This is a genomic window from Amycolatopsis sp., from assembly GCF_025464955.1.
Classification (GTDB): domain Bacteria; phylum Actinomycetota; class Actinomycetes; order Mycobacteriales; family Pseudonocardiaceae; genus Amycolatopsis.
The window spans coordinates 64,556-84,695 of record NZ_JAODNM010000015.1 but is presented as its reverse complement, the minus strand read 5'-3'; the positions used below and the strand labels follow the sequence as shown (position 1 = coordinate 84,695).

The 20,140-nt window shown below is 69.1% G+C and carries 16 protein-coding genes; 7 read left to right on the top strand and 9 right to left on the bottom strand.

Annotated features, from left to right (window positions below):
- Positions 1-91 precede the first annotated feature (91 nt).
- A complete protein-coding gene (locus tag JWQ81_RS01925; RefSeq protein WP_297536993.1) occupies positions 92-910 on the bottom strand; it encodes a ZIP family metal transporter in 819 nt (272 codons plus the stop codon).
- A gap of 389 nt (positions 911-1,299) precedes the next feature.
- Between JWQ81_RS01925 and JWQ81_RS01920 the strand changes: the two genes are divergently transcribed.
- The 4 genes from JWQ81_RS01920 (at position 1,300) to JWQ81_RS01905 (ending at position 7,909) form a co-directional block, all read left to right on the top strand.
- Positions 1,300-2,265 (top strand): ABC transporter ATP-binding protein, encoded by a 966-nt coding sequence (locus tag JWQ81_RS01920; RefSeq protein WP_297536992.1) that lies wholly within the window; start codon positions 1,300-1,302, stop codon positions 2,263-2,265.
- Positions 2,262-3,620, top strand: coding sequence for an ABC transporter permease (locus JWQ81_RS01915; protein WP_297536991.1), 1,359 nt, complete (start codon positions 2,262-2,264; stop codon positions 3,618-3,620). The genes JWQ81_RS01920 and JWQ81_RS01915 overlap by 4 nt, the downstream gene beginning before the upstream one ends.
- A gap of 4 nt (positions 3,621-3,624) precedes the next feature.
- Positions 3,625-6,378: an alkaline phosphatase family protein gene (locus tag JWQ81_RS01910; protein ID WP_297536990.1), complete on the top strand. Its 2,754-nt coding sequence runs from the start codon at positions 3,625-3,627 to the stop codon at positions 6,376-6,378.
- Positions 6,379-6,931: 553 nt separating this feature from the next.
- Complete coding sequence (locus JWQ81_RS01905) at positions 6,932-7,909, top strand: hypothetical protein (RefSeq protein ID WP_297536989.1); 978 nt, start codon at positions 6,932-6,934, stop codon at positions 7,907-7,909.
- 28 nt (positions 7,910-7,937) lie between these two features.
- Here the strand turns inward: JWQ81_RS01905 and JWQ81_RS01900 are convergent, their stop codons facing one another.
- From JWQ81_RS01900 to JWQ81_RS01880, 5 genes are read right to left on the bottom strand one after another with little or no spacing between them, the layout of a single operon-like run.
- On the bottom strand, positions 7,938-8,711 hold the full coding sequence (locus JWQ81_RS01900; protein ID WP_297537023.1) for an MHYT domain-containing protein: 774 nt from the start codon (positions 8,709-8,711) through the stop codon (positions 7,938-7,940).
- Positions 8,712-8,729: 18 nt separating this feature from the next.
- Positions 8,730-9,317, bottom strand: a complete 588-nt coding sequence (locus JWQ81_RS01895) for an ATP/GTP-binding protein (protein ID WP_297536988.1) — start codon at positions 9,315-9,317, stop codon at positions 8,730-8,732.
- Positions 9,298-9,675, bottom strand: coding sequence for a DUF742 domain-containing protein (locus tag JWQ81_RS01890; RefSeq protein WP_297536987.1), 378 nt, complete (start codon positions 9,673-9,675; stop codon positions 9,298-9,300). Before JWQ81_RS01890 ends, JWQ81_RS01895 begins: the two co-directional genes overlap by 20 nt.
- Positions 9,672-10,106 carry a roadblock/LC7 domain-containing protein gene (locus tag JWQ81_RS01885; protein ID WP_297536986.1) on the bottom strand — a complete coding sequence of 145 codons (435 nt, stop codon included), beginning with the start codon at positions 10,104-10,106 and terminating at the stop codon, positions 9,672-9,674. The genes JWQ81_RS01890 and JWQ81_RS01885 overlap by 4 nt, the downstream gene beginning before the upstream one ends.
- Positions 10,103-12,274 carry an ATP-binding protein gene (locus tag JWQ81_RS01880; RefSeq protein ID WP_297536985.1) on the bottom strand — a complete coding sequence of 724 codons (2,172 nt, stop codon included), beginning with the start codon at positions 12,272-12,274 and terminating at the stop codon, positions 10,103-10,105. The genes JWQ81_RS01885 and JWQ81_RS01880 overlap by 4 nt, the downstream gene beginning before the upstream one ends.
- Positions 12,275-12,639: 365 nt before the next feature.
- On the opposite strand from JWQ81_RS01880, the gene JWQ81_RS01875 reads away from it, so the two are divergent.
- Together JWQ81_RS01875 and JWQ81_RS01870 are read left to right on the top strand one after the other, a co-directional pair.
- Positions 12,640-12,795, top strand: coding sequence for a hypothetical protein (locus tag JWQ81_RS01875; RefSeq protein ID WP_297536984.1), 156 nt, complete (start codon positions 12,640-12,642; stop codon positions 12,793-12,795).
- Positions 12,792-13,184, top strand: a complete 393-nt coding sequence (locus tag JWQ81_RS01870; protein WP_297536983.1) for a hypothetical protein — start codon at positions 12,792-12,794, stop codon at positions 13,182-13,184. Before JWQ81_RS01875 ends, JWQ81_RS01870 begins: the two co-directional genes overlap by 4 nt.
- 199 nt (positions 13,185-13,383) lie before the next feature.
- Here JWQ81_RS01870 and JWQ81_RS01865 read toward each other — a convergent pair whose 3' ends face one another.
- Positions 13,384-14,778: an FAD-binding oxidoreductase gene (locus JWQ81_RS01865; RefSeq protein WP_297536982.1), complete on the bottom strand. Its 1,395-nt coding sequence runs from the start codon at positions 14,776-14,778 to the stop codon at positions 13,384-13,386.
- 85 nt (positions 14,779-14,863) lie between these two features.
- Positions 14,864-17,926 (bottom strand): AAA family ATPase, encoded by a 3,063-nt coding sequence (locus tag JWQ81_RS01860; protein ID WP_297536981.1) that lies wholly within the window; start codon positions 17,924-17,926, stop codon positions 14,864-14,866.
- Positions 17,927-17,975: 49 nt separating this feature from the next.
- Here JWQ81_RS01860 and JWQ81_RS01855 point away from each other — a divergent pair, with 49 nt between their 5' ends.
- Positions 17,976-18,722 carry a TetR/AcrR family transcriptional regulator gene (locus tag JWQ81_RS01855; protein WP_297536980.1) on the top strand — a complete coding sequence of 249 codons (747 nt, stop codon included), beginning with the start codon at positions 17,976-17,978 and terminating at the stop codon, positions 18,720-18,722.
- Here the strand turns inward: JWQ81_RS01855 and JWQ81_RS01850 are convergent.
- Positions 18,715-19,560 (bottom strand): LLM class F420-dependent oxidoreductase, encoded by an 846-nt coding sequence (locus tag JWQ81_RS01850; protein ID WP_297536979.1) that lies wholly within the window; start codon positions 19,558-19,560, stop codon positions 18,715-18,717. The genes JWQ81_RS01855 and JWQ81_RS01850 overlap by 8 nt on opposite strands.
- Positions 19,561-20,140 lie beyond the last annotated feature (580 nt).

Here is a 20,140-nt window from a genome sequence, read left to right as displayed (position 1 = left end):
CAACCGTCACCGACCCACGGATAGAGCAGGAGAACCACCAAATATCAGGAACATCCTGCGCCAGGACGAGCTGCGCGGACGGGCAACGGGCTCAGGCGCCGGCCGCGGTGACAACGGCGTCGGTCACGAAACCGAGGACGAGCCCGAGGAACAGTCCCCAGGTGGTGATGGTCTTGAAGGAGACTTTGCGGGCGACGGCGAGCAGTTCGACCACGACGTAGAGGATCGATCCGGCGGCGAGCCCAAGGAAGGCGATCGAGAGCGTGTCGTTGACGAAGCGCTGTCCCACCAGTGTGCCGACGAACGTCGGACCGCCGCCGATGAGCCCGAGCAGGGCGAGGTAGCCCCAGGACGGACGGTGCCCGGTCAGTGGCGCGACGATCCCGAACCCCTCGGTGGCGTTGTGGAGCCCGAAACCGATCACGAGCAGGACGGCGAGGCTGAGTTCGCCACCGGCGGCGGCGCTGCCGATCGCGAGCCCTTCGGCGAAGTTGTGCAGTCCGATCCCGATCGCGATCATCATCGCCAGCCGGCCAGCCGAACCCCGCACGGTCGCGACCCTGAGTTCGTCGACCGCTGCGGTGCCGGGACCGTGGGCGACCGGTTTCCGGCGGCCGTTCGCCGCCTGGTCGAAGTAGACCAGCCCGAGCAGACCGATTCCGAGGCTGACCGCGAGGACGGCGCCGTTGCCCAGGGCGCTGCCGATGTGATGCGCGCCGAGTGAGGTGTCGATGGGTGCCCAGGCGTGCGCGAGGACGTCCCAGAGCAGGAAGATCAGGATCCCGGTCGCGGTGGCGTTGAGCAGCGCTTTCACCCGGGGCATCGGTGCTTGGAGGCGGCCGAGGGGGAGCCCGAGATAGATGGTGAATCCGGCGATCGCGCCGAGCAGGGTGATCTGGGTGGCGGACATGGTGCTGGCTTCCTGACTGTCGGCGCAGTGGGCGGGGCTCGCCCCAGCGACCGTAATCGAGGTAAGGCTTGCCTCAAATAGGTAAGGCTAAGTTTTTGCCGAGCGCTTACTTTCAGCCACCGAGGTACCCCGATCGGGCCGAAATTCCGGCTTGCGACCGGGGAATCCCCCGGTGGTTCCGAGATTCGCCCCGCAACGTCGTCGCCCGAAACCCATTAAGCAAAGGGACGGTTAATTCGACGCAAGAATCGGGTTTAACCGGGGCATTTCACCGGCGTGGCGAACGCCGGTCGGTTCCCGTTCCCTGACCGTTCACCAAGCACGCCTGCCGACGTCATGTGCCGGCCCTAGGTTCCTCACGCACGTGACGAAATGAGGGCTAGCGCGCTATGGACACACCCATCGCGGTCCGGGCTCGCGGGATCACCAAGAGGTTCGGCGATGTCGTCGCGCTCGACTGCATCGACCTGGACATCGCGCAGGGGCAGATCCACGGGCTTGTCGGCCCGAACGGCGCAGGGAAGACGACACTGCTCGGTCTGCTGCTGGGACTGGCCGTCGCCGACGACGGCAGCCTGGACATCCTGGGTACGCCGATCCGGCGGGCTCTGGACGCACCCGACGGTGTCTCGGGTTTCGTGGACGGCCCCGGCCTCTACCCCTCGCTCACCGCCAGGCAGAACCTCGCAGCGCTGGCTGCCCTCCACCGGAGCGACGAGCGACCGGCGGGGATCGACGACATGCTCGACCAGGTCGGGCTCACCGACGTCGCCGACGACCGGGTCCGGGGCTTTTCCCTCGGCATGCGTCAACGGCTCGGGCTCGCCGCCGCACTGCTCACCAAGCCCCGGCTGCTGGTGCTCGACGAGCCTTCCAACGGACTCGACCCGGCCGGCAAGAAGCACGTACACCGTGTCCTCAACCGGCTCGCGACGGACGGAACCACCGTGGTGCTCTCGAGCCACCGCATGGACGACCTCGAGGCGCTGTGCTCCGAGGTCACCATCCTCGCCACCGGACGCGTCGTCTTCTCCGGTCCGCTGAGCAAGCTGTCCGCCGAGAACCGCAAACTCGACTACCGGCTACGGACCTCCGACCCGGAGGCAGCCCGGCAGCTGGCCCTCGACACGTCTGGGCTTCGCATCGTCGACAGCGCTGACGCCGGGACCCGGGCGGACACTGAGGTACTCGTGGTGCGCGCGCAGGTGCCCGTCCTCGACGAACTGGTGGTGCGGCTCGTCCACGCGGGGATCGCGGTGCGCGAGCTCGCCCCCGTGGTGTCGCCGCTCGAGGCCGCGTTCCTCGCCCTCACCGAACGGCAGGCCCTCACCGAACAGCAGGAAAGCAGCCGATGACCGCGACCATGACCGACGCGCACACCGCGGCTGCCCGCCGTGCCCCGGCGGCGCGCGCCTACCGCTTCGAGTTGGTCAAGCTGCTCGCCCAATGGCGGGTACGGGTGCTCCTCCTTGCCTGCTGGATCGCTCCGGCGCTCTTCGTCGCCGTGGTGAGCCAGCAAAGCTCGCTCCCCGTCGACACCGTCTTCGGCCGCTCGATGAACGCCACGGGGTGGGCCGGATCGCTGGTGATGCTCGGCTTCGCCGGCACCTACGCGCTCCCGCTGCTGACCTCGGTGATCGCGGGCGACGTGTTCGCTTCCGAGGACCGGCTCGGTACCTGGCGCCACCTGCTGGTCGCGGTCCGCTCGTATCGACGGATCTTCGTGACAAAGGCATTGGCCAGCTTCACCGTCATCCTGGTGCTCGTGGCGGGGCTCTCCTGTTCCAGCGCGGCCGGCGGGGTCGTGGCGGTCGGCAGCCGGCCCTTGATCGGACTCGACGGCCACCTGCTGACAGCGGCGGACACCGCCGGGACGGTCCTGCTCGCCTGGGTCTGTGTACTCGCCCCGACGCTGGCCCTCGCGGCGATCGGACTGCTCGGGTCCGTCGCATTGGGACGGTCCCCGATGGGTCTCCTCCTCCCCGCCCTTGTCGCCCTCGCGATGCAGCTTGCCCAGATGCTGCCGCTACCCGTCGCCGTACGCCTCGCCCTGCCCAGCTACGCCTTCATCGCCTGGAACGGCCTGTTCACCAGTCCGGCCCAGACCGGCCCCCTGCTGATCAGCATCGGGATCAGCCTGGTGTGGGCTGTTGTCGCGACCACGTTGGCCTACCTGCTTTTCCTGCGACGCGACTTCACCAACCTCACCCACGACAGCTCGGGGCGACGCGCGCTCATCGCCGGAGCCCTGCCGTTGGTCGGCCTTGTCGCTGTCACGACAGGGATCATCGCCGCATCGACGCCGGCCACCGGTTCCGGGATCGAGCAGGACAAGGTGCAGCAGTCGGTCGCCACGGCGTTCGCCCACCTCTACCGCGTGCAGGCCCAGGAGCTCCACCGCCCCGACGTCACCGAGGCGCAACTGGCCGCCACGACGGCGTGCACCAAGGGCGGCGGCCTGGTCGACGCCCAGGGGCCGGGCAACGACTGGCGTTGCGTCGTCTCCTGGCATCTCCCCGACGTCGAGGCCACCGGTTCGGCCATCTACCAACTCGACATCACCTCTGATGGGCGGTACGTCGCCGATGGCGACGGACCGAAGGAAGTGAACGGCTACTTCCAGGTGCGGACCCCGATCGGGGACCAACCCAACCCCCTCTGGCAGTTCGACGGGAACGTCGAACTGCTTGCCACCACCCCGAAGGGATAACCCAATGCAGGTAACGCGCAACCGCCGGCGCGTCGAGAAGGGCCGCACCCGCCTTCTCCACAGACGTATCGGCCGCCGGGTACGCCTCATCACGGCCGGCACCGCCATCGTCGCCGTCGTCGCCGGCACCGGCGTCGCATCCGCCTCGACGCGCCAGTTCGGCACCGACCAGGTCGGCCAGGTCACCGATCAGGGCCAGGTCATCGCCAGCGACCAGTACATCGACCCGATCGGTGATCGCCTCGTCGTCAACAACGGCAAGATCATGGCGTCGGCGGTCAGCCCGGACGGCACCCACCTCGCCGCGCTGACCACCGACGGCGGGATCGCGCTCACCATCGTGGATCTGAAGAGCTGGAAGGTGCAGCAGCTCATCGGGAACTCCGCGACGGCGAACCTGCGCATCCCCGGCAACGACGTGGGTCAGGAAGGACCGTCGTACTCCCCCGACGGCAAGACGCTGTGGATGGCTCAGACCGACGGCTACCGCCGGTTCACGGTCAACCCCGACGGCACCGTCGCCAACCCGACCTTCGTCTCGATCCCGGCGGACGGGCCCAAGCATGGCCTGCCCGCGCAGGCACTGTTCTCGGCCGACGGCAAGAACGTGTACGCCGCCGTCAACGGCCAGAACCGCGTGATCGCCATCAACGCGGCGACCGGGGACATCCAGCAGAGCTGGACCGTGGGCAACGCCCCGCGTGACATGGTCAGGGTCGGTACCAGGATCTACGTCAGCAACGAGGGCGGGCGCGCGCCGAGGCCCGGCGAGACCACGATCAACTCCTACAACACCCAGGTACCGGCCGACCCGGTCACCGGAGCCACGACCACCGGCACGGTGAGCGTCATCGACCTGGCGAACCCGGCCGCCGCGGTGAAGAGCATCGACGTCGGGCTGCACCCGACGGCGATGTACGCCAAGAACGGCACGGTGTTCGTCGCCAACACCAGCAGCAACAACGTGTCCGTCATCGACACGTCGAACAACAAGGTCGTCCAGACCATTGCCACCCAGCCGTGGCCCGAGGCCACCGTCGGCTACGAGCCCAACGGGATCACCGTCACCGACGACGGTCACCTGCTGGTGACGCTCGGGCGCGCCAACGCGCTCGCCGTCTACCGCTACACCAAGCCGAAGGAGCCTGCGAGCTACGTCGGCCTGCTGCCGACGGACTACTTCCCGACGGCGGTCACCACGGTCGGCAAGGACGTGCTGATCTCCAACACGCGCGGCATCGACGCCCGCCGGCCGACGACCGCCGCCGGTCACGGCACCCATGACACGACGGGAAGCGTCGAGAAGTTCCAGCTGCCGGAAGACCGGGTCATCAAGGCCGACACGGCCAAGGTCTTCAAGCAGAACGGCTGGACCCCCAACTCGGTCCAGGTGTCCAACGGCACGGGAAACATCAAGCCGGTGCCGGTCCCGCAGCGCCTCGGCGACCCGTCGACGATCAAGCACGTCTTCCTGATCGTCAAGGAGAACCGGACCTACGACCAGCTCTTCGGTGACATCCCGGCCGGCAACGGCGATCCGGCGCTGGCCCAGTTCGGCCAGAGTGTGACCCCGAACCAGCACGCGTTGACCCAGCAGTTCGGGCTCTACGACAACACCTACGACATCGGCACGAACTCCGCCGAGGGACACAACTGGCTGATGCAGGCCGACAACCCGGAGTACACCGAATCCTCGGCCGGTGAGTACCTGCGCAGCTACGACACCGAGGACGACGCTCTCGGCCACCAGAGTTCAGGCTTCATCTGGACCGGCGCCGAGGCCGCCGGAAAGACGGTGCGGAACTTCGGCGAGTTCAACCAGTTCGAGACCACGCCGCCCGGTGCGAGTTGGCAGGGCTTCTACTGCGATGCCAAGAACATGGCGGCGACCGGGGAGCCCAGCGCGCTCCCGACGACCACCTCGTCGCCGATCCCGTCGTTGAACGCCGTCACGGTGCCCGCCTTCCCGAAGTTCGACACCAGCATCCCGGACCAGTACCGGTACCAGATCTGGAAGAACGACTTCGCCAAGACCGGACCGGCCAACCTGAACATGTTCTGGCTGTCCAGCGACCACACCGGTGGCCCGCCGAGCCCGGCCGCCCAGGTCGCCGACAACGACCTCGCGGTCGGCAAGATCGTCGACACGATCACGCACAGCCCGTACTGGAAGGACTCGGCGATCTTCATCGCCGAGGACGACTCCCAGGCCGGTCTCGACCACGTCGACGGCCACCGCGCCCCGATCCAGATCATCAGCCCCTACGCCCAGCACGCCACCGTCGACAGCCACTACTACTCGCAGATCACGATGATCCGCACCATCGAGCAGATCCTCGGGATCCAGCCGATGAACCAGAAGGACAGCGCGGCCACCCCGATGGCGGCGGCGTTCACCAAGAAGCCCGACTACACGCCGTTCAACGCCGTACCGAACCAGACTTCGCTGACCGCGGGCCTCAAGACCCAGCCGGCCTGCGGTCCGGACACTGTCGCGCCACAGTTCGCCGCGTCCGCGCCGTCGACCACGGTGCCCGCGGACAAGCAGGCAGTAGCGGCCGCGTGGCAGCAGTGGAGCACTCAGCAGCACCTGACCGGACCGAACGCCACGGCCGACTATGCCAACCCCGCGCAGATGAACCACTTCACGTGGTACCAGACGCACGGGTGGACACAGCCCTACCCCGGTGAGAACAAGATCTTCTCGCCGGACCAGGTCCCGGGCGGTTACCTCCCGTCGGTGGGATCCGACGGCTGACGCCGGGTCGCCATACGACCGGAGCAGCAACTACACAAGCACCGGAAACCCCTTGAGGCCATCTTGATGGTGTCCCTCGCAGTGCGTTCGACGCACTGCGAGGGGCACCGCGGGATGGCCTTCGTCATTGGCCCCCCGGAGGGGGCCGCCGATCCGGTGCCGACGTCGCCCGCAAGTGCCACGTGAATTGCCGGAAGCGGGAACACGATGCTGGTCACCGTATTCGCCGGAATCAGCACGCGCATCGGTCTCAGCTGTTATCTCACGCCGATATTCGGTGCAGCATAACGGTTTTTCACTTCGACCGAATGGTGGAGTAACGATCTGTGTGAGCCGCTAAGCTCAGGGTCATAGCGTGTCCCGTCCCGGACCCCGTCGGCGCACTGTCCGCTGAGCCAGTTCGGGAGGACACCGTGGGTGTGCGCATTCACGTCGAGATGATGCGTGGTGGTAATCATCGGGACGTGCTGTCGAGAACAGTCAAACGGTTGGTGAACACGCGTATCCGGACGGCCCGGAGACCCCGGGAAGACTGGCGCGTCAGCGGTTCACCATGAACGAACCACCACCTGAGCACCCTCGCGGGATCCGCATCGGCGCCGGCGATATCGGCCGGCTCGAAGCCGCCACCCGGGAGTTCCGTGCCCTGGACTATCGGCACGGCGGCGGGTCCTGCCGCGACGCGGTCCAAACCCTCGTGCCCTACGCGGAGCTGATGCTGCTGGGAGTCGTGCAGGAGTCGACCGTGCCCCGGCTGTGCACCGCAGTCGCCGATCTGCTCAACCTGGCCGGCTGGACGAGTTTCGACGAGGGCAGGCCGGGTGCTGCGCTCGCGGCGTTCGGACGGGCCTTGGAGCTCGCGACCGCCGCCGGCAACGACGAGCTGGTGGCCAACGTCTGCTACCGGGTCGGCCGGCTGTATCTGCACTATGACGCCGTCGACGAAGCGGTCACCCAGTTCGAACACGGGCAGGCCGCGGCTCGCCGCACGAACTCCATGCTCGCGCGCGCAACTCTGTCGGTCAACCTCGCATGGGCGCAGGCGATGCGCGGCGACGCACCCGCGGCACTCGCGCTTCTCGAAGCCGGCCGGGACGAGTTCGCTGCCGCGCCGGTCGCCGCGCCACCGGCGTGGGCGGCCTTTTTCGGCGAGACCGACCTCGCGGCGATGATCGGGACCGTGCGCACCGAGCTGGCCCAGAACGTCGACCCCCGGTACAGCGGTGCAGGGATCGACGCGCTGGTCGTCGCCGTGAACGGTTATGGGCCGGCGATGACGCGGAGCCGGACCCTGACCCAGATTTGGCTCGCCACCGGACATGCCCTGGCGGGGAACCTCGACCAGGCCGCCCGCCTCGGCGGGGCGGCGATCAAAGTCGTCGCCGAGCTCCGGTCGGAGCGGACGAAGCAGCGATTGTCCGCGCTGGCCGCAGCCGCGGCCCGCCATCCCGACAACACCGATGCACGCGACATCCGCGAAGGGATCAATCGCCTGCGCGGCACGGGCCCTGAGCAGGTCGTCCCTCGGTGAGGTGGCAGCGGGCCGACGACGCGCGAGGTCACCCGGGTTCGGAGATCCGCTGGACGGGGGTCAGGTGGCGGGCTTCGGTGCTCGACGACGCCAGCAGGACAGCACAGACCGGCACCGCCATCGCCAGGGCCGCCAGCACGAAGACCGGGAACAGGAACGAGAACACCTCCACCCCGGACGGGTCCGGCGCCGCCATGTCCAGGTGCACCCGTACCGCCGCCATTCCGGTGTAGTGCATACCGGTGACCGCCGCGCCCATCACCAGTCCCGCCGCGAGCCGCGGCAGGAGCTTGTCCACCGCGACAGTGCACCACAGCGCGGCGGTCGCGGCGACGACCGCGATGACCACCGAGAGCGCCACCAGCGTGGGGTCGTAGCTGATGGTCCCTTTGATCTGTACCGCCCACATCCCGGTGTAGTGCATGACGTTGACCGCGAGCCCGGTGATCAGGCCGCCGAGTAACAGCCGTCCCCACGAGAACCGGTTGCGGACGCCGAACACCAGCAGGCCCACGAAGACCGCCGCGACGGAGAGGATCGCGGACAGCGTGGTGCGGAGGATGTCGTAACGAACCGGCATGCCCGGCGTCGTGAAGCCCAGCATCGCGATGAAGTGCATGACCCAGATCCCGACCCCGCCGATGGATACCGCTGCCAGCGCCAGCCAGGTCAGCCGGGCTCGAGGGGTGAGGGCGTAGCGAGCCTGGAGCGTGCAGGCGAGCCCGAGCGCGCAGCCCACGACCGAGGTGACGTAGGCGAGCACCAAAAGCCAGTGTCCCATGGCGAATTCTTCATGATCCATCTGCATTTTCGGCTCCTGTCAAGCCTTCCGTTGCCGCGGGGTGCGCAGTACGGCCAGCGCGTGCTCGGCCGCGGCGATGAGGGTCCGTTTCGTCGACTCCGGCGACCGCGCGTCGCAGGTGATCACCTGGACCGCGGCCGGGATCTTGAGTGCTTCGCGCACCTGGTCCGGAGTGTGCTGGCGGGTGCCCTGGAACTGGTTGATGACCACCAGGAACGGCAGGCCGCGCGACTCGAAGAAGTCGATGGCGGCGAAGCTGTCCATCAGGCGGCGCGTGTCTACGAGCACGATCGCCGCGACCGCGCCGCTGACCAGGTCGTCCCACATGAACCAGAAGCGATGCTGGCCCGGCGTACCGAACACGTAGAGCACCAGGTCGTCGGCGAGGGTGACGCGGCCGAAATCCATGGCGACGGTGGTCGTGACCTTCCCCGGCACGGCGTCGGCTCGATCAACTCCGACGGCCGCCGCCGTCATCATCGCTTCGGTCCGCAGCGGGAGAATTTCCGACACGGCACCGACGAAAGTCGTTTTGCCGGCACCGAACCCGCCGGCCACGACGATTTTGGCCGAGGTGATCCGTCCTTCAAAGCGCGCGTAGTCCACTGAGGACCCTTTCGAGCAGATCGTTGCGTTCGTCCCAGGACGTGTCTTCGGTGAGCGTGTCCCGCAAGGACACCTGACCGGCGCCGAGCAGATCGCCGATCAGCACCCTGGCCACCCCCAGCGGCACACCCAGGTGCGCGGCGACTTCCGCCACCGAACGCTGATGCAGGCACAGCTGCGTCACGACCGACAAGGGGTTAGTGGGGCTGTACGGCGCCGAGCGTCCCTCCGCAGTCGTCTCGACGAGTGCTTCCACCGCCAGATCGACTGTCGGCCGGGTGCGGCCCGCGGTCCACGCGTAGGGCCGGGCCAGTGAGGCCGCGTGCCGCCCGCCTTCGCGTCGCCGGGCTTCATTCACTGGCTCGTACCAGGCGAAGCCGCGGGCCGGGCCGGGGTGTCGACCATCTTCCCGACCCGGTCAACCAGCAACGTCATCTCGTAACCCACCAGCCCGATGTCGCAGCCCGGGTTGGCCAGTACCACCAGATTCGACCCGTCGCCGACGTTCATGAGCATGAGAAAGCCCTGCTCCATCTCGATGACCGACTGCACTACGCGGCCCGCGGTGAACAGTTCGGCGGTTCCGAGCGCCAGGCTCGACAGGCCGGACGCGATCGCCGACAGCTGGTCCGCCCGGTCCCGCGGCAGCGTTTCGTTCGCCGCCACGAGCAGTCCGTCCACCGAGACGAGCGCGGCGTGCGCGACGCCGGGGACGTCGTTGGTGAACGCCGACACCAGCCAGTTCCGTGACTGGTCGACCACAGCCGCTCCTTCCTGCTGAGTGTTCATCGATCCTCCGCCTTCGGTTCTGACGCCGGCTCGGCCACCACGCGGTGCCTGGCCGCGCGCATACCGCTGTAGTGCCGCGAAAGGTTGTTCCGCACCGCCGCCGGATCACGGAACGACGTGTCCGGCGGCTGCGGACGGCGCGGGGCGACCGAACCCGGGGCAAGCTGCGCGCCGGGCTGCCGGGACGGGAGCCCGGAATCGGTGAACTCCAGGTCGGCCGGCGTCCCGACAGCGGCTTCCGCCGCCTGACGGACATCGTCGGCCGGGCTCGCCCACCGGTCGTTCGGCACCGGTGCGGCAGGGCTCTCGGCGAACCAGTGCGAAAGCATCTGGTCGAAGATCGGGGTGGGCATGGGCGCGGCCTCGGCGAGTGGTGCCGGACCGGGGTCTTCGGCCGGCCACCGGGGCTCGAACTCGTGGCGGGCGTTGCCGTTGATCCTGGCCGGTTCCGCCACCGAGCCGGGCCGCGGCGGCAGGTCGACCAGCACGAGCACGCCGGGAACGTGCACACTGGCGGTGATGCCGGCGCCGGCGGTCCGGGTGGTCGTCGGGCGGAGCCGGACCGTGATGCCGTGCGGCGCGGCCAGCCTGCTCACCACGAACAAGCCCATCCGGCGGGTGGTCTCCGGGCTCACGGTGGCACCGGCGGTCAGCCGGATGTTCGCCACCTCGATGTCGTCGCGGCTCATGCCGAGCCCGGTGTCGACGACCTCGATCAGGATGCCGCCGTCGAAACCCCGGTCGGCGGTGAGTACGACCTGCCCCTCCGGTGGCGAGGAACGGATGGCGTTCTCCAGCAGCTCGGCGAGGATGTGCACGACGTCGGCCGCGGCTTCGGACTGCACCGACCCGCGTGGCGCGTTGCCGAGCGTGATCCGCTGGTAGTCCTTGACCTCCGAGGTCGCCGCCCGCAGCAGTTCGACCGCCGCGATCGGGCCGACGTCCCGCCGCACCGGGCGGCCACCGGCGAGGACCTGCAGGTTTTCGCCGTTGCGCCGCAGTCGGGTGGCGATGTGGTCGACCTGGAAGAGTTCGTCCAGCCGCTGCGGATCCTGCTCGTCGGCCTCGAGATCGTCGATGACCGACAACTGCAGCTCGACCAGCGACTGGCTCCGGCGGGACAGCGTCATGAACATCTCGCTGACCTGGATGCGCATCTCCGCCTGCTCGCCGACGGCCAGCCGGACCGCCTGCCGGTGCATGTCGTCGAAGGCACGCGCGAGCTGGCCGATCTCCTCCTCGGAGTCGACCGGAAGCGGTTCGACAGCCTGCCAGTCCACGTCCTCACCGCCACGGATCCGCTCGATCGTCTCCGGCAGGCTGCGGCGCGCGGTGTCGATCGCGGCGGCGTGCAGCCGGCGGATGGGGGTGGCCAACGACCGGGCCACGGCGAGCGCGACGGCGAGGGCACCGAGTAGTGAACCGAGGATGAGTGCGGCGTCCCGCAGCGCGCCGGCTCGTGCTGTGTTGGTCAGGCCTTCGACCAGGTCCGAGAGCGCCTTGACGTGTTCCGCCAGCACGTTTCCGAGCGCGGCGCGCCTGACCGCGGGGCCCCCGGTGCCCGGATCGGTCGCCGCGGCGAACCTCGTCGCCTCCGCACCGTCGGGCAGCGCACGGCGGATCTGGGCGGTGAGCACGGTTTCCTCGACGGCAGCGTGCTGGGCGGCCGCGGCCAGTAGGGCGTCCGGCTTTCCGGCCAGCGTTTCCTGTACGGCGAGGCTGGTCCGCAGTTGCACGACGTCCCTGGCAACCCCCGCCGAGGTGTCGAGATCGACATTGCCTGCCTGGCCGACCACCGCCGGGATCACCTCGCTCAGCGCGAAGACGAAGTCGTGGTAACCGGCGGTTTTCGCGACCGGGGAACCGTTTTCCCGCCGCAGCCCGGCCAGTTTCCCCAGCTCGGTGTCCAGCGTGCGCGCAGGCTGCGGGGCGAGCCTGCCGAATTCGGCGTCGTGGCGCACCGACGCGACCTTCGCGTCGACCGCGCTGGTCTCCGCCGGCCCGCCGTCGTGGATCATCTCGTCGTCGACGAGCGCGCCGAGCTCGGAAATCCCTTGCAGGATAGGCGTTTGGTCCCGCACCGCGCTGAGCCCGCTCGCCCTCGCGAGTTCGGCCTGCGCCTGTACACCCGCCAGTAGAAGCGCGAGCAGCGCGGGCAGCAACAGCACTACTGAGATCTTGGTGCGCAACCGCCAGTTACCAGGGTTCCAGTATCTGACGGGACGACGTCTGAGCGGTGCGTCTTCTGGCATCTGTGGCGTGGCTCGATTCGTACCCGGGGCCCGATGAACGATTTCCGGTTGCTTTCCTCATGAATTCATGACCGGAGACGTAACTCCAGTGGCCGTGGTGTTGTCAAGGAACACCGGCTGTTTCCCCCGTACGCACCAGCAACAGAGCGTGAGCCTTATACCGCAAGGATTTCTCAGTTCGCGGAGAGTGAAGGGCAACCACCAGGACCGGACGGAAATCCACCCGGAGTCCGTGAATTTCCGACCAGGGCGGATCATTTGCGACGGGAATACAGTCCACAGTGGACACCGGACCACGCGATCTCGTGCTCGCGCGGCGTGAGCGGATCCCCGGTGCGGGCCGCCGCGACGGCCTGGGCCAGGTAGGCGTCCGCGTCCGACAGCAGGCCCGGCATGTCCAGCCGGCGCGCTTCGGCCGCCGCCGAGCGGGCCAGTGATCGCGACGCTCGGTTTCACCGTCCAGGTGTCGGTTCCGGTCTTCGTCCGGATCTCGCTGCACGGCGGCGCGTCACTCGTCGGGGCCGCCTTCACCGCAGTGACCGCGGGCAGTCTGCTCGGCGCCCTCGTGGCCGCCGCCCGCGGTGAACCCGGCGCGCACGCTCTCACCCGTGCGGCCGGGCTGATGGCCGGCTCCCTGGCCATCACCGCGTTCGCTCAGACAGTCCCGATCGCCCTTGCCGGGCTCGCCGGGGTCGGCCTCGCCTGGTCGACTTTCATCGCCTTCGTACTCGCGACGCTCCAACGCGCCGACCCCGCCATGACCGGCCGCGTCATGTCCCTCTTCGCCGTTCTTCTCCTCGGCGGCACCGCCGTGGGTGCCCCCTGACCACCGTCGTGATCGCACTGGGCGGCCCCCGCGCCGCTCTCGCGCTGGGCGCGGTCGCGACCATCGCGGCGATCTCGGTCAGTCGGACGTCGCGGCCACCTCGCCGAGTGTGGGGCACCAGCAGCAGAGCGTGAGCGTGCCGCCGCAAGTCGCCGTCGAGTTGCGAAACGGACATCCCGCGCGACACACCCAACTCGCTCTACATCCCGGTGGGCCGGATGTTCTGGTTGATGTGGAACACGTTCTCCGGGTCGTAGCGCGACTTCACCTGAGCGAGCCGGTCGTAGTTGCCCCGGTAGGAGGCCTTCACCCGCTCCTGCCCTTCATCCATCATGAAGTTGACGTAGGCGCCGCCCGCGGACGTCGGGTGCAAGTCCTCCCAGTAGTCCCGGGCCCACTGGGTGATGACCTCGGAATTGGCCGGGTCGGGGTCGACGCCGACGATCACACCCGCCCAGCCGCCGTCTCGGTAGGCGAAGGCGGTCGCGTCGGCCGGCACCCGCGCGGTGGCGCCGTCGATCGGGTACAGGTGCATGGTCGAGTGTCCGGTCGGCAGCTGCGCGCCGTACTTGAGGTGGATGTCGATCGCGGTGTCCGAGATCTCGTTGAAGAAGTCCGCGCGCCAATACCACTGCAACCCGGCCGGGTAGAGCGCGTCGAAAGCGCTCTGCAGTGCGGAGAACGGCATTTCCTGCAGGCCGACCAGCAGCGGCGAGCCGAAGGTCCGGACCGATGCCAGTACCTCGTCCGCCTTGGCGTGCGCGCCGGTGTAACACCAGACGATGCCGCAGGCCTTGCGGCCCCAGAGTTCTTCGGGGAACGGGGACGCGGGCGGGATGGTGAGCAGCCCGATCCAGCCGTTCAGCTCTTCCGGCAGCGACGGCAGCAGCTCGCGGTACCAGCGCATCACTTCGGCGGTGTCCCCGAGGTCGTACAGCACCGGCCCGCCGATGATCACGCCGTGCTCGCCGATTTCGTGGCAGCGGAAGGTGAACGACGTGACGACGCCGAAGTTCCCACCGCCGCCCCGCAGCGCCCAGAACAGGTCGGCGTGCGAGGTCGCGCTCGTCTGGACGAACGAGCCGTCGGCGAGGACCACGTCGGCGGCGAGCAGGTTGTCGACGGTGAGACCGAACCTGCGGGACAGGTAGCCGATGCCACCACCGAGGGTCAGCCCGCCCACGCCGGTGGACGCGAGGAAGCCCGACGGCGTGGCCATGCCGAACGCGACGGTCGCGTGGTCGACGTCACCCCAGGTGCAGCCCGCGTCGACGCGGACCGTGTGGTTGTCGGGGTCGACAGTGGTGCTGCGGAGCAGGGAAAGGTCGATGACCAGCGCGTCGTCCCACACGCCGAGACCGCCGGCATTGTGCCCGCCGCCGCGCACCGCGATCTCCAGGCCGCGGCCACGGGCGAACCGGACACAGGACGCGACGTCCGCGGTGTCCCGGCAGCGGGCGATGGCCGCGGGCCGTTTGTCGATCATGGCGTTGTAGACGGCACGCGCCTGGTCGTACTGGGCGTCGTCCGGGGTGATCAATTCACCGCGCAAGGCTGCGGCGAGTTCTTCGTAGGGTGTGGTCGTGGCGGTCATGCTGCGGTCCTCCAGGCAGGCAAGTGCGGGCACTGAAGAACCTAGGAACGCGCCGTTCGCACAGCGTTCGCCGCTCGGCGTCGAATCAGCGCTCAGGAGCAACGAACCGAACGCCGAGTTCGGCGAGATCGTGCTCACAGCGCTGCCGCAGCGCCAGGCTCTCCTGGGTATAGGCCAGCAGAGCCGCGGAACGCAGCCGCGCGAGCCCGGCTTCCGGCTCGTCGTAGACAGCCCGCATCCGCATGACCTCGGGCAACCACCAGAGGTCGTCCCGCGTTCGCGCGGCGACGAGCGCCGCGTCGAGTATCGCGCGCGCATCGGCCGGCCGGTCGTTGCGGGCGGAGAGGTCGGCCAGCAGCGACAGCCAGTACGGCATCCGCGCGAACGAGCCCTCCGCCTTGAGGTTTTCAATCCCCCGCCGCGCCAGGTCGATGCCTGCCGCGTCCCCGCGGGACCAGCCGTCCAGCACCAGCACCCACTCGCGGTAGTAGGCGAAGTCGTACCGGCCGCACAGTTCGCGCAGCTCGCTCACCGTGTCGCGCAGTTCAGGCAGATCCCAGCGCATCTGGTGGGTGACCCCGGCGTAGGCGAGTGCCACGGCGAGGCTGTACGGATGGCCGATCGCCCTGGCCAGCTCGACGGCGCTGCGGCTGCTCGACAACGCGGTGTCATCATGGCCGAGCAGCCAGTGCGCGTGCGCGAGCCAAGCGACGCCGTGCACATCGGGCCGCGTGCCGATGGGCCACGCCCTGGCGTCGTGGGTCAGCTCCCCGGCGAGTTCGAAGTGGCGTAGGGCCTCGGCCGGGCGCCCGAGGCTCACCGCCGAGCCGGCCATCGCGAAATGCGCCGACCCGCGCTGGTCAGGCGTCGAACCGGGACCGATGAGGGACAGCGCGCGCACGGCCGCCTCGTGCGCGTGCGCGGTCTTGCCCTGGACGAAGCGCGACGACCAGAGCGCCACCAGCCAGGTGAGCGTCGAGTCCTTGTTCCCCAACATTTCCGCGAGGCCGATCGAGCGCTCCACCGCCTGTTGCAGCTCGGGGGACGCGTAGCCGTACCGGGCGTTGAGCGGACCGGCCATCGCCTCGAGAACAGCCAGCTCCTGCCGGGCGGAGTCCCGCCCCACCGGTTGGGCGCGCACGATCGCGAGGGCCTTCTTGAGCAGGCGGATCGCCTCGGCGTGGGCGAACCGGCCGGCCGCCACCTCGGCGGCCCGCCGGTAGTTCGCCACCGCCCGGTCCGGCCGCCCTCCGCGGGCGTACTGCTCGGCCAGCTGAGCCGAGACCGTGTCGGCGTCGTCGGCGTGGAGCAGCTCGAGCCCCTGGGCCAGCCGCCGGTGCAGCAACCAGCGTTTGGGCGGGCTGACCTGCTGGTACGCCGTTTCCCGGAGCAGGTCGTGGGAGAAGTCGTAGCCGTCACGGAATTCGCGGATGATCCGGCACCGCCACAGTTCGTCGACGGCGCGCACCACCGTGCCGGCATCGAGATCGCTCGCCTCGGCGAGCAGGTCAAGGGTGAAGTCGCGGCCCGCCGCGGCGGCGAGACCGGCGATCTCCCGCGCGGCAGGGCCGGGCTGCTCGAGCCGGTCGCGCAGCACCGTCGTGGGGTCGCCGGCCGGCAGGGAGGTGTTGGCACGCATGGCTTCCACAATGTAGAGCGGGAAACCGCCGGTAGTGGCCTGCAGCAGGTTCCGGTCGTGCTCGGTCAGGCAGTGCCCGGAGATCGCCTCGGCCAGGCGAGCGGTTCCGTCGACATCCAGTGGGTTCAAACCGAGCTCCGAACCCCACTCGGTGGCCCGCATCCGGACGACCCATTCCGCGACGTCGGGTTCTTCCTCGTAGGTGTCGCGCAGGGTTCCGGCGACCAGAAGCGGGGCCGCGGGGTTCAGCCCAAAGCAGAAGGTGAGGAAGGCCAGCGTCTCCTGGTCGCACCAATGCAGGTTGTCCAGGACGAGCAGCGTCGGGCGGCCGCTGCCGGTCAGTGCGCGGGCGAGGCCTTCGAGGAAGCGAAGCCGCTGCCACGCGTCGACCATCACGCGGGGGCGGGCGCCGGGTTCGCCCCGGTCCTTGCCCGAGGGCACCAGCCTGTCGACTTCAGCGCGCCATACCGGGTCGAGCCCCGCGGACGCCGCTTGGACCGCCGGGTTGCGCAACCAGTCCGCGACCGGCGCGAGCGCCAGCCTGCCCGAGGTGCCGAAGCACTGGGTGCCCGCCACCACCGCGCCCTGCCGCCGCGCCAACGCGGCGATCTCAGTGACCAGCCGGGTCTTCCCGACGCCGGCGCCGCCTCTGACAACCACAAGACCCGCCTGGCCCGCGGCAGCCGTCAGCCAGCGGTTCCGCAGGATGCCGAGCTCCCGCGAGCGGCCGACGAGCTCGGCGGCAGCGAGCCCGGACCGGCCGGGGTCGACCGGCCAGCCGGACGGTGGGTGCGCCAGCAGGTGCTGCAGGACCTCCCGGGTCCGCCGATCCGGTACGACGCCGAGTTCGCGCTCCAGAGTGGACGCACACCGGTGATAGGTGCCGACCGCCCCGGCACGGTCGCCGAGGTCGGCCTGCAGCTCCATCAGAGTGCGGTAGCCGGACTCCTCCAACGGGCGAAGCTGGATCCGACGACGGGCGGCCGCCACGGCCGGCGCGAGGTCTCCCCCGCGCGCCTCGCAGATCAGGTCGCACAGCTCGACGAGATGGGTCTCGAGCTCGGACCGCGCTTCGAGCACCCAGTCGTCGTGCAGCGCCGGCAGGAGTTCGCCCCGGTAGTGGGCCAGCGCCGCGGTGGCGTGGACGACCGCTTCGCCATCGTCAGCGCCGGTTCGTAGTGCCGCCTCGCGTTCGAGGTCGAAGACCCGGACGTCGACGAGGCTCGTGGCGGTGTCTTGCCAGCACAGGTCCTTCGAGGTCACGACCAGGGCGGGCTCTTTCCCGATGGCGTGGCGGAGGTTGTGCAGCTCGCGGCGCAGGTTGGTCAAGGCCTGGGCATCGGTCGAGTCCGGCCAGAACAGCCCGGCGATGCGCTGGCGCGGCTGAGGCACACCGGCATGGGTGACCAGCAACCCGACGAGCGCGACCGAGCGCGGCGACCGGGTCAGAACTGTGCCGGTCGCGTCGTCGGTGATGGCCTGCTCGCCCAGGAGCGAGACTCGCAGCATCTCGTTCGGCCTCCTGGGCAAGCAGATTAGCCCGTATTCGAAGCAACGGGTGCGCGGCGAGGAGTTCACCGCACAGCCGCGCTGCTCGGAAACAAACGAACTGGCGCGACAAGATCCCTTATGTCACGCCAAATCGGCGCCGGAACATACGCTTCCGAAAAGCCGTGGTCCGCCCGCGTCGCTCGCGAGCGGTCCGCGCACCCCCGCCACCACGAACTGCTCGACGCCGCGGAGACCGTGTTCGTCCGGCTCGGGCTACGACCGCACGACGGTCGCCGAGATCACCGCCCAAGCCGACGTCTCCCGCGCCACCTTCTACTTCTACTTCGCGTCCGAAGAGGAGATCTTCGCCGCATTGGCCGCTCGGGTGCGCGACGCGTTCTTCGCCGTGCAGGAGGTTCCCGGCCGCCCCGATTCGCCGCAGGCCTTTCTGCACGACACGATCCGCGCGGCGAGCCAGGCCACCCGCACCCACGGCGCTCTGCTCCGGCTGATCGACCGCCAGCGCGGCGACGATCCCCGCATCGCCGCGATCTACGCCGACATGCGGGACCGACCGATCGCCCGCTTCGCCACGTTCCTGCACCGCATCACCGAAGCCGGCCAGGCACGCCCAGCCGCTCCCCTCGAGGTCACCGCCGAAGCCCTGGTCACCGCCCTGATCTACGGCTCCCTCGCCCGCCTGGACGACGCCCCGAGCACGATCGACTCCTTCGTCGACGACATGATCACGCTCTACGAAACATCGATCTGCTTCACCGGCCACGCCCCAAAGTCGCGAGAACGGCTCAGCTGAGACCGAGTTTCCCGGCTAGCCGGGCGATCCAGGCTTCGACGTCGGCGGCGTCGCGGTCCGGGAGGCCGAAGATCGCTTCCGTGACGCCGATCGACTCCAGGTGGGCGAGCTTCTCCGGATCCGGGCGGCCCGCCAGGACCGCCACTTCCGGAGAGCCGGTGCGCCCCTCGTCCTGCCAGATGTCGCGCAGCAGGGCCACCTGGGCATCGATGTCCACATCGGACGGTGTGGTCAGCCAGCCGTCGGCGGAGCGGGCGATCCAGCGGAAGTTCTTCTCCGTGCCGCCGGCACCGAGCAGGACCGGTATCCGCGGCTGCACCGGCTTCGGCCACGCCCAGCTGGGGCCGAACTGGACGAATTCGCCGTCGTACTCGGCGATCTCGTCCGTCCACAACGCACGCATCGCCTCCAGGTATTCGCGCAGAGCCGTGCGGCGGCGGGCACCGGGGATGCCATGGTCGGTCAGCTCGTCGACGTTCCAGCCGAAGCCCGCGCCCAACGTCACCCGGCCGCCGGAGAGGTGGTCGAGGCTGGCGACCGTCTTGGCGAGGGTAATAGGGTCACTCTCGACCGGCAGCGCGACCGCGGTGGACAGGCGGATCCGGCTCGTGACAGATGCCGCCGTGGCGAGCGCTACCCACGGATCGAGCGTGCGCAGGTAGCGGTCGTCCGGCAGCGACGAATCGCCCGTGCGAGGGTGGGGCGACTCGCGTTTGACCGGGATGTGCGTGTGCTCGGGCACCGAGAACGACCCGAACCCCGCCGCTTCGGCCGCGCGGGCGGCGGCGGCCGGGGCGATCCCCCGGTCGCTAGTGAACAGCACGATCCCGTATCTCACCCGGCCGAGCGTATTAGAACGTGTTCCAGTTTGCAATCAGCCGAGTCCACGCGGCCAGAGACACCGTAACCTCGAAGTCACCCTGCCGCAGCGCGGCGCTCAGGCTCTTTCCTGGCCTTTCGGTCGTACGTGCCGGTCGTTGCCACCGCAACTCGCCGTCGAGTTGCGGTGCTGAGCGGCCGCAACGATCGCAACTCGCCGTCGAGTTGCGATTGGCGGCGGGACACGCAAACGACGGAAGAGCGCGTCGTGCGTCGGGGCGAATCGGGAACAACCGCGTTACGGCACCATCAAACGCTGGTTAAGGCTGCACGCGACAGGAGAGAGGGACGGGAACCATCGGAGCACTCGTCCAGGGGCCGGCGACGGCACCCGACACGCTCTGGATCCCGCCCGACGGGACGGTCGATCCGGCGACTGACCAGTAGGTTCAGCTGATTCGTTGCGGGCAACAACAAAGTATGGATGATCTACGTCAGTCCTGACAAGACCTTCGTCGACAGGTCCAGACCATCGTCGGTAAGGCGAAGGTTAATCATTGACAAACGTCCGGGTTTCCTGTGATTCTCGGCCTCACACA

Excerpts from the sequence above, each read along its gene's own strand:
- JWQ81_RS01925 (WP_297536993.1), bottom strand. The coding sequence starts at position 910 with ATGTCCGCCACCCAGATCACCCTGCTCGGCGCGATCGCCGGATTCACC.
- JWQ81_RS01920 (WP_297536992.1), top strand. The coding sequence starts at position 1,300 with ATGGACACACCCATCGCGGTCCGGGCTCGCGGGATCACCAAGAGGTTC.
- JWQ81_RS01915 (WP_297536991.1), top strand. The coding sequence starts at position 2,262 with ATGACCGCGACCATGACCGACGCGCACACCGCGGCTGCCCGCCGTGCC.
- JWQ81_RS01910 (WP_297536990.1), top strand. The coding sequence starts at position 3,625 with ATGCAGGTAACGCGCAACCGCCGGCGCGTCGAGAAGGGCCGCACCCGC.
- JWQ81_RS01905 (WP_297536989.1), top strand. The coding sequence starts at position 6,932 with ATGAACGAACCACCACCTGAGCACCCTCGCGGGATCCGCATCGGCGCC.
- JWQ81_RS01900 (WP_297537023.1), bottom strand. The coding sequence starts at position 8,711 with ATGGATCATGAAGAATTCGCCATGGGACACTGGCTTTTGGTGCTCGCC.
- JWQ81_RS01885 (WP_297536986.1), bottom strand. The coding sequence starts at position 10,106 with ATGAACACTCAGCAGGAAGGAGCGGCTGTGGTCGACCAGTCACGGAAC.
- JWQ81_RS01865 (WP_297536982.1), bottom strand. The coding sequence starts at position 14,778 with ATGACCGCCACGACCACACCCTACGAAGAACTCGCCGCAGCCTTGCGC.
- JWQ81_RS01860 (WP_297536981.1), bottom strand. The coding sequence starts at position 17,926 with ATGCTGCGAGTCTCGCTCCTGGGCGAGCAGGCCATCACCGACGACGCG.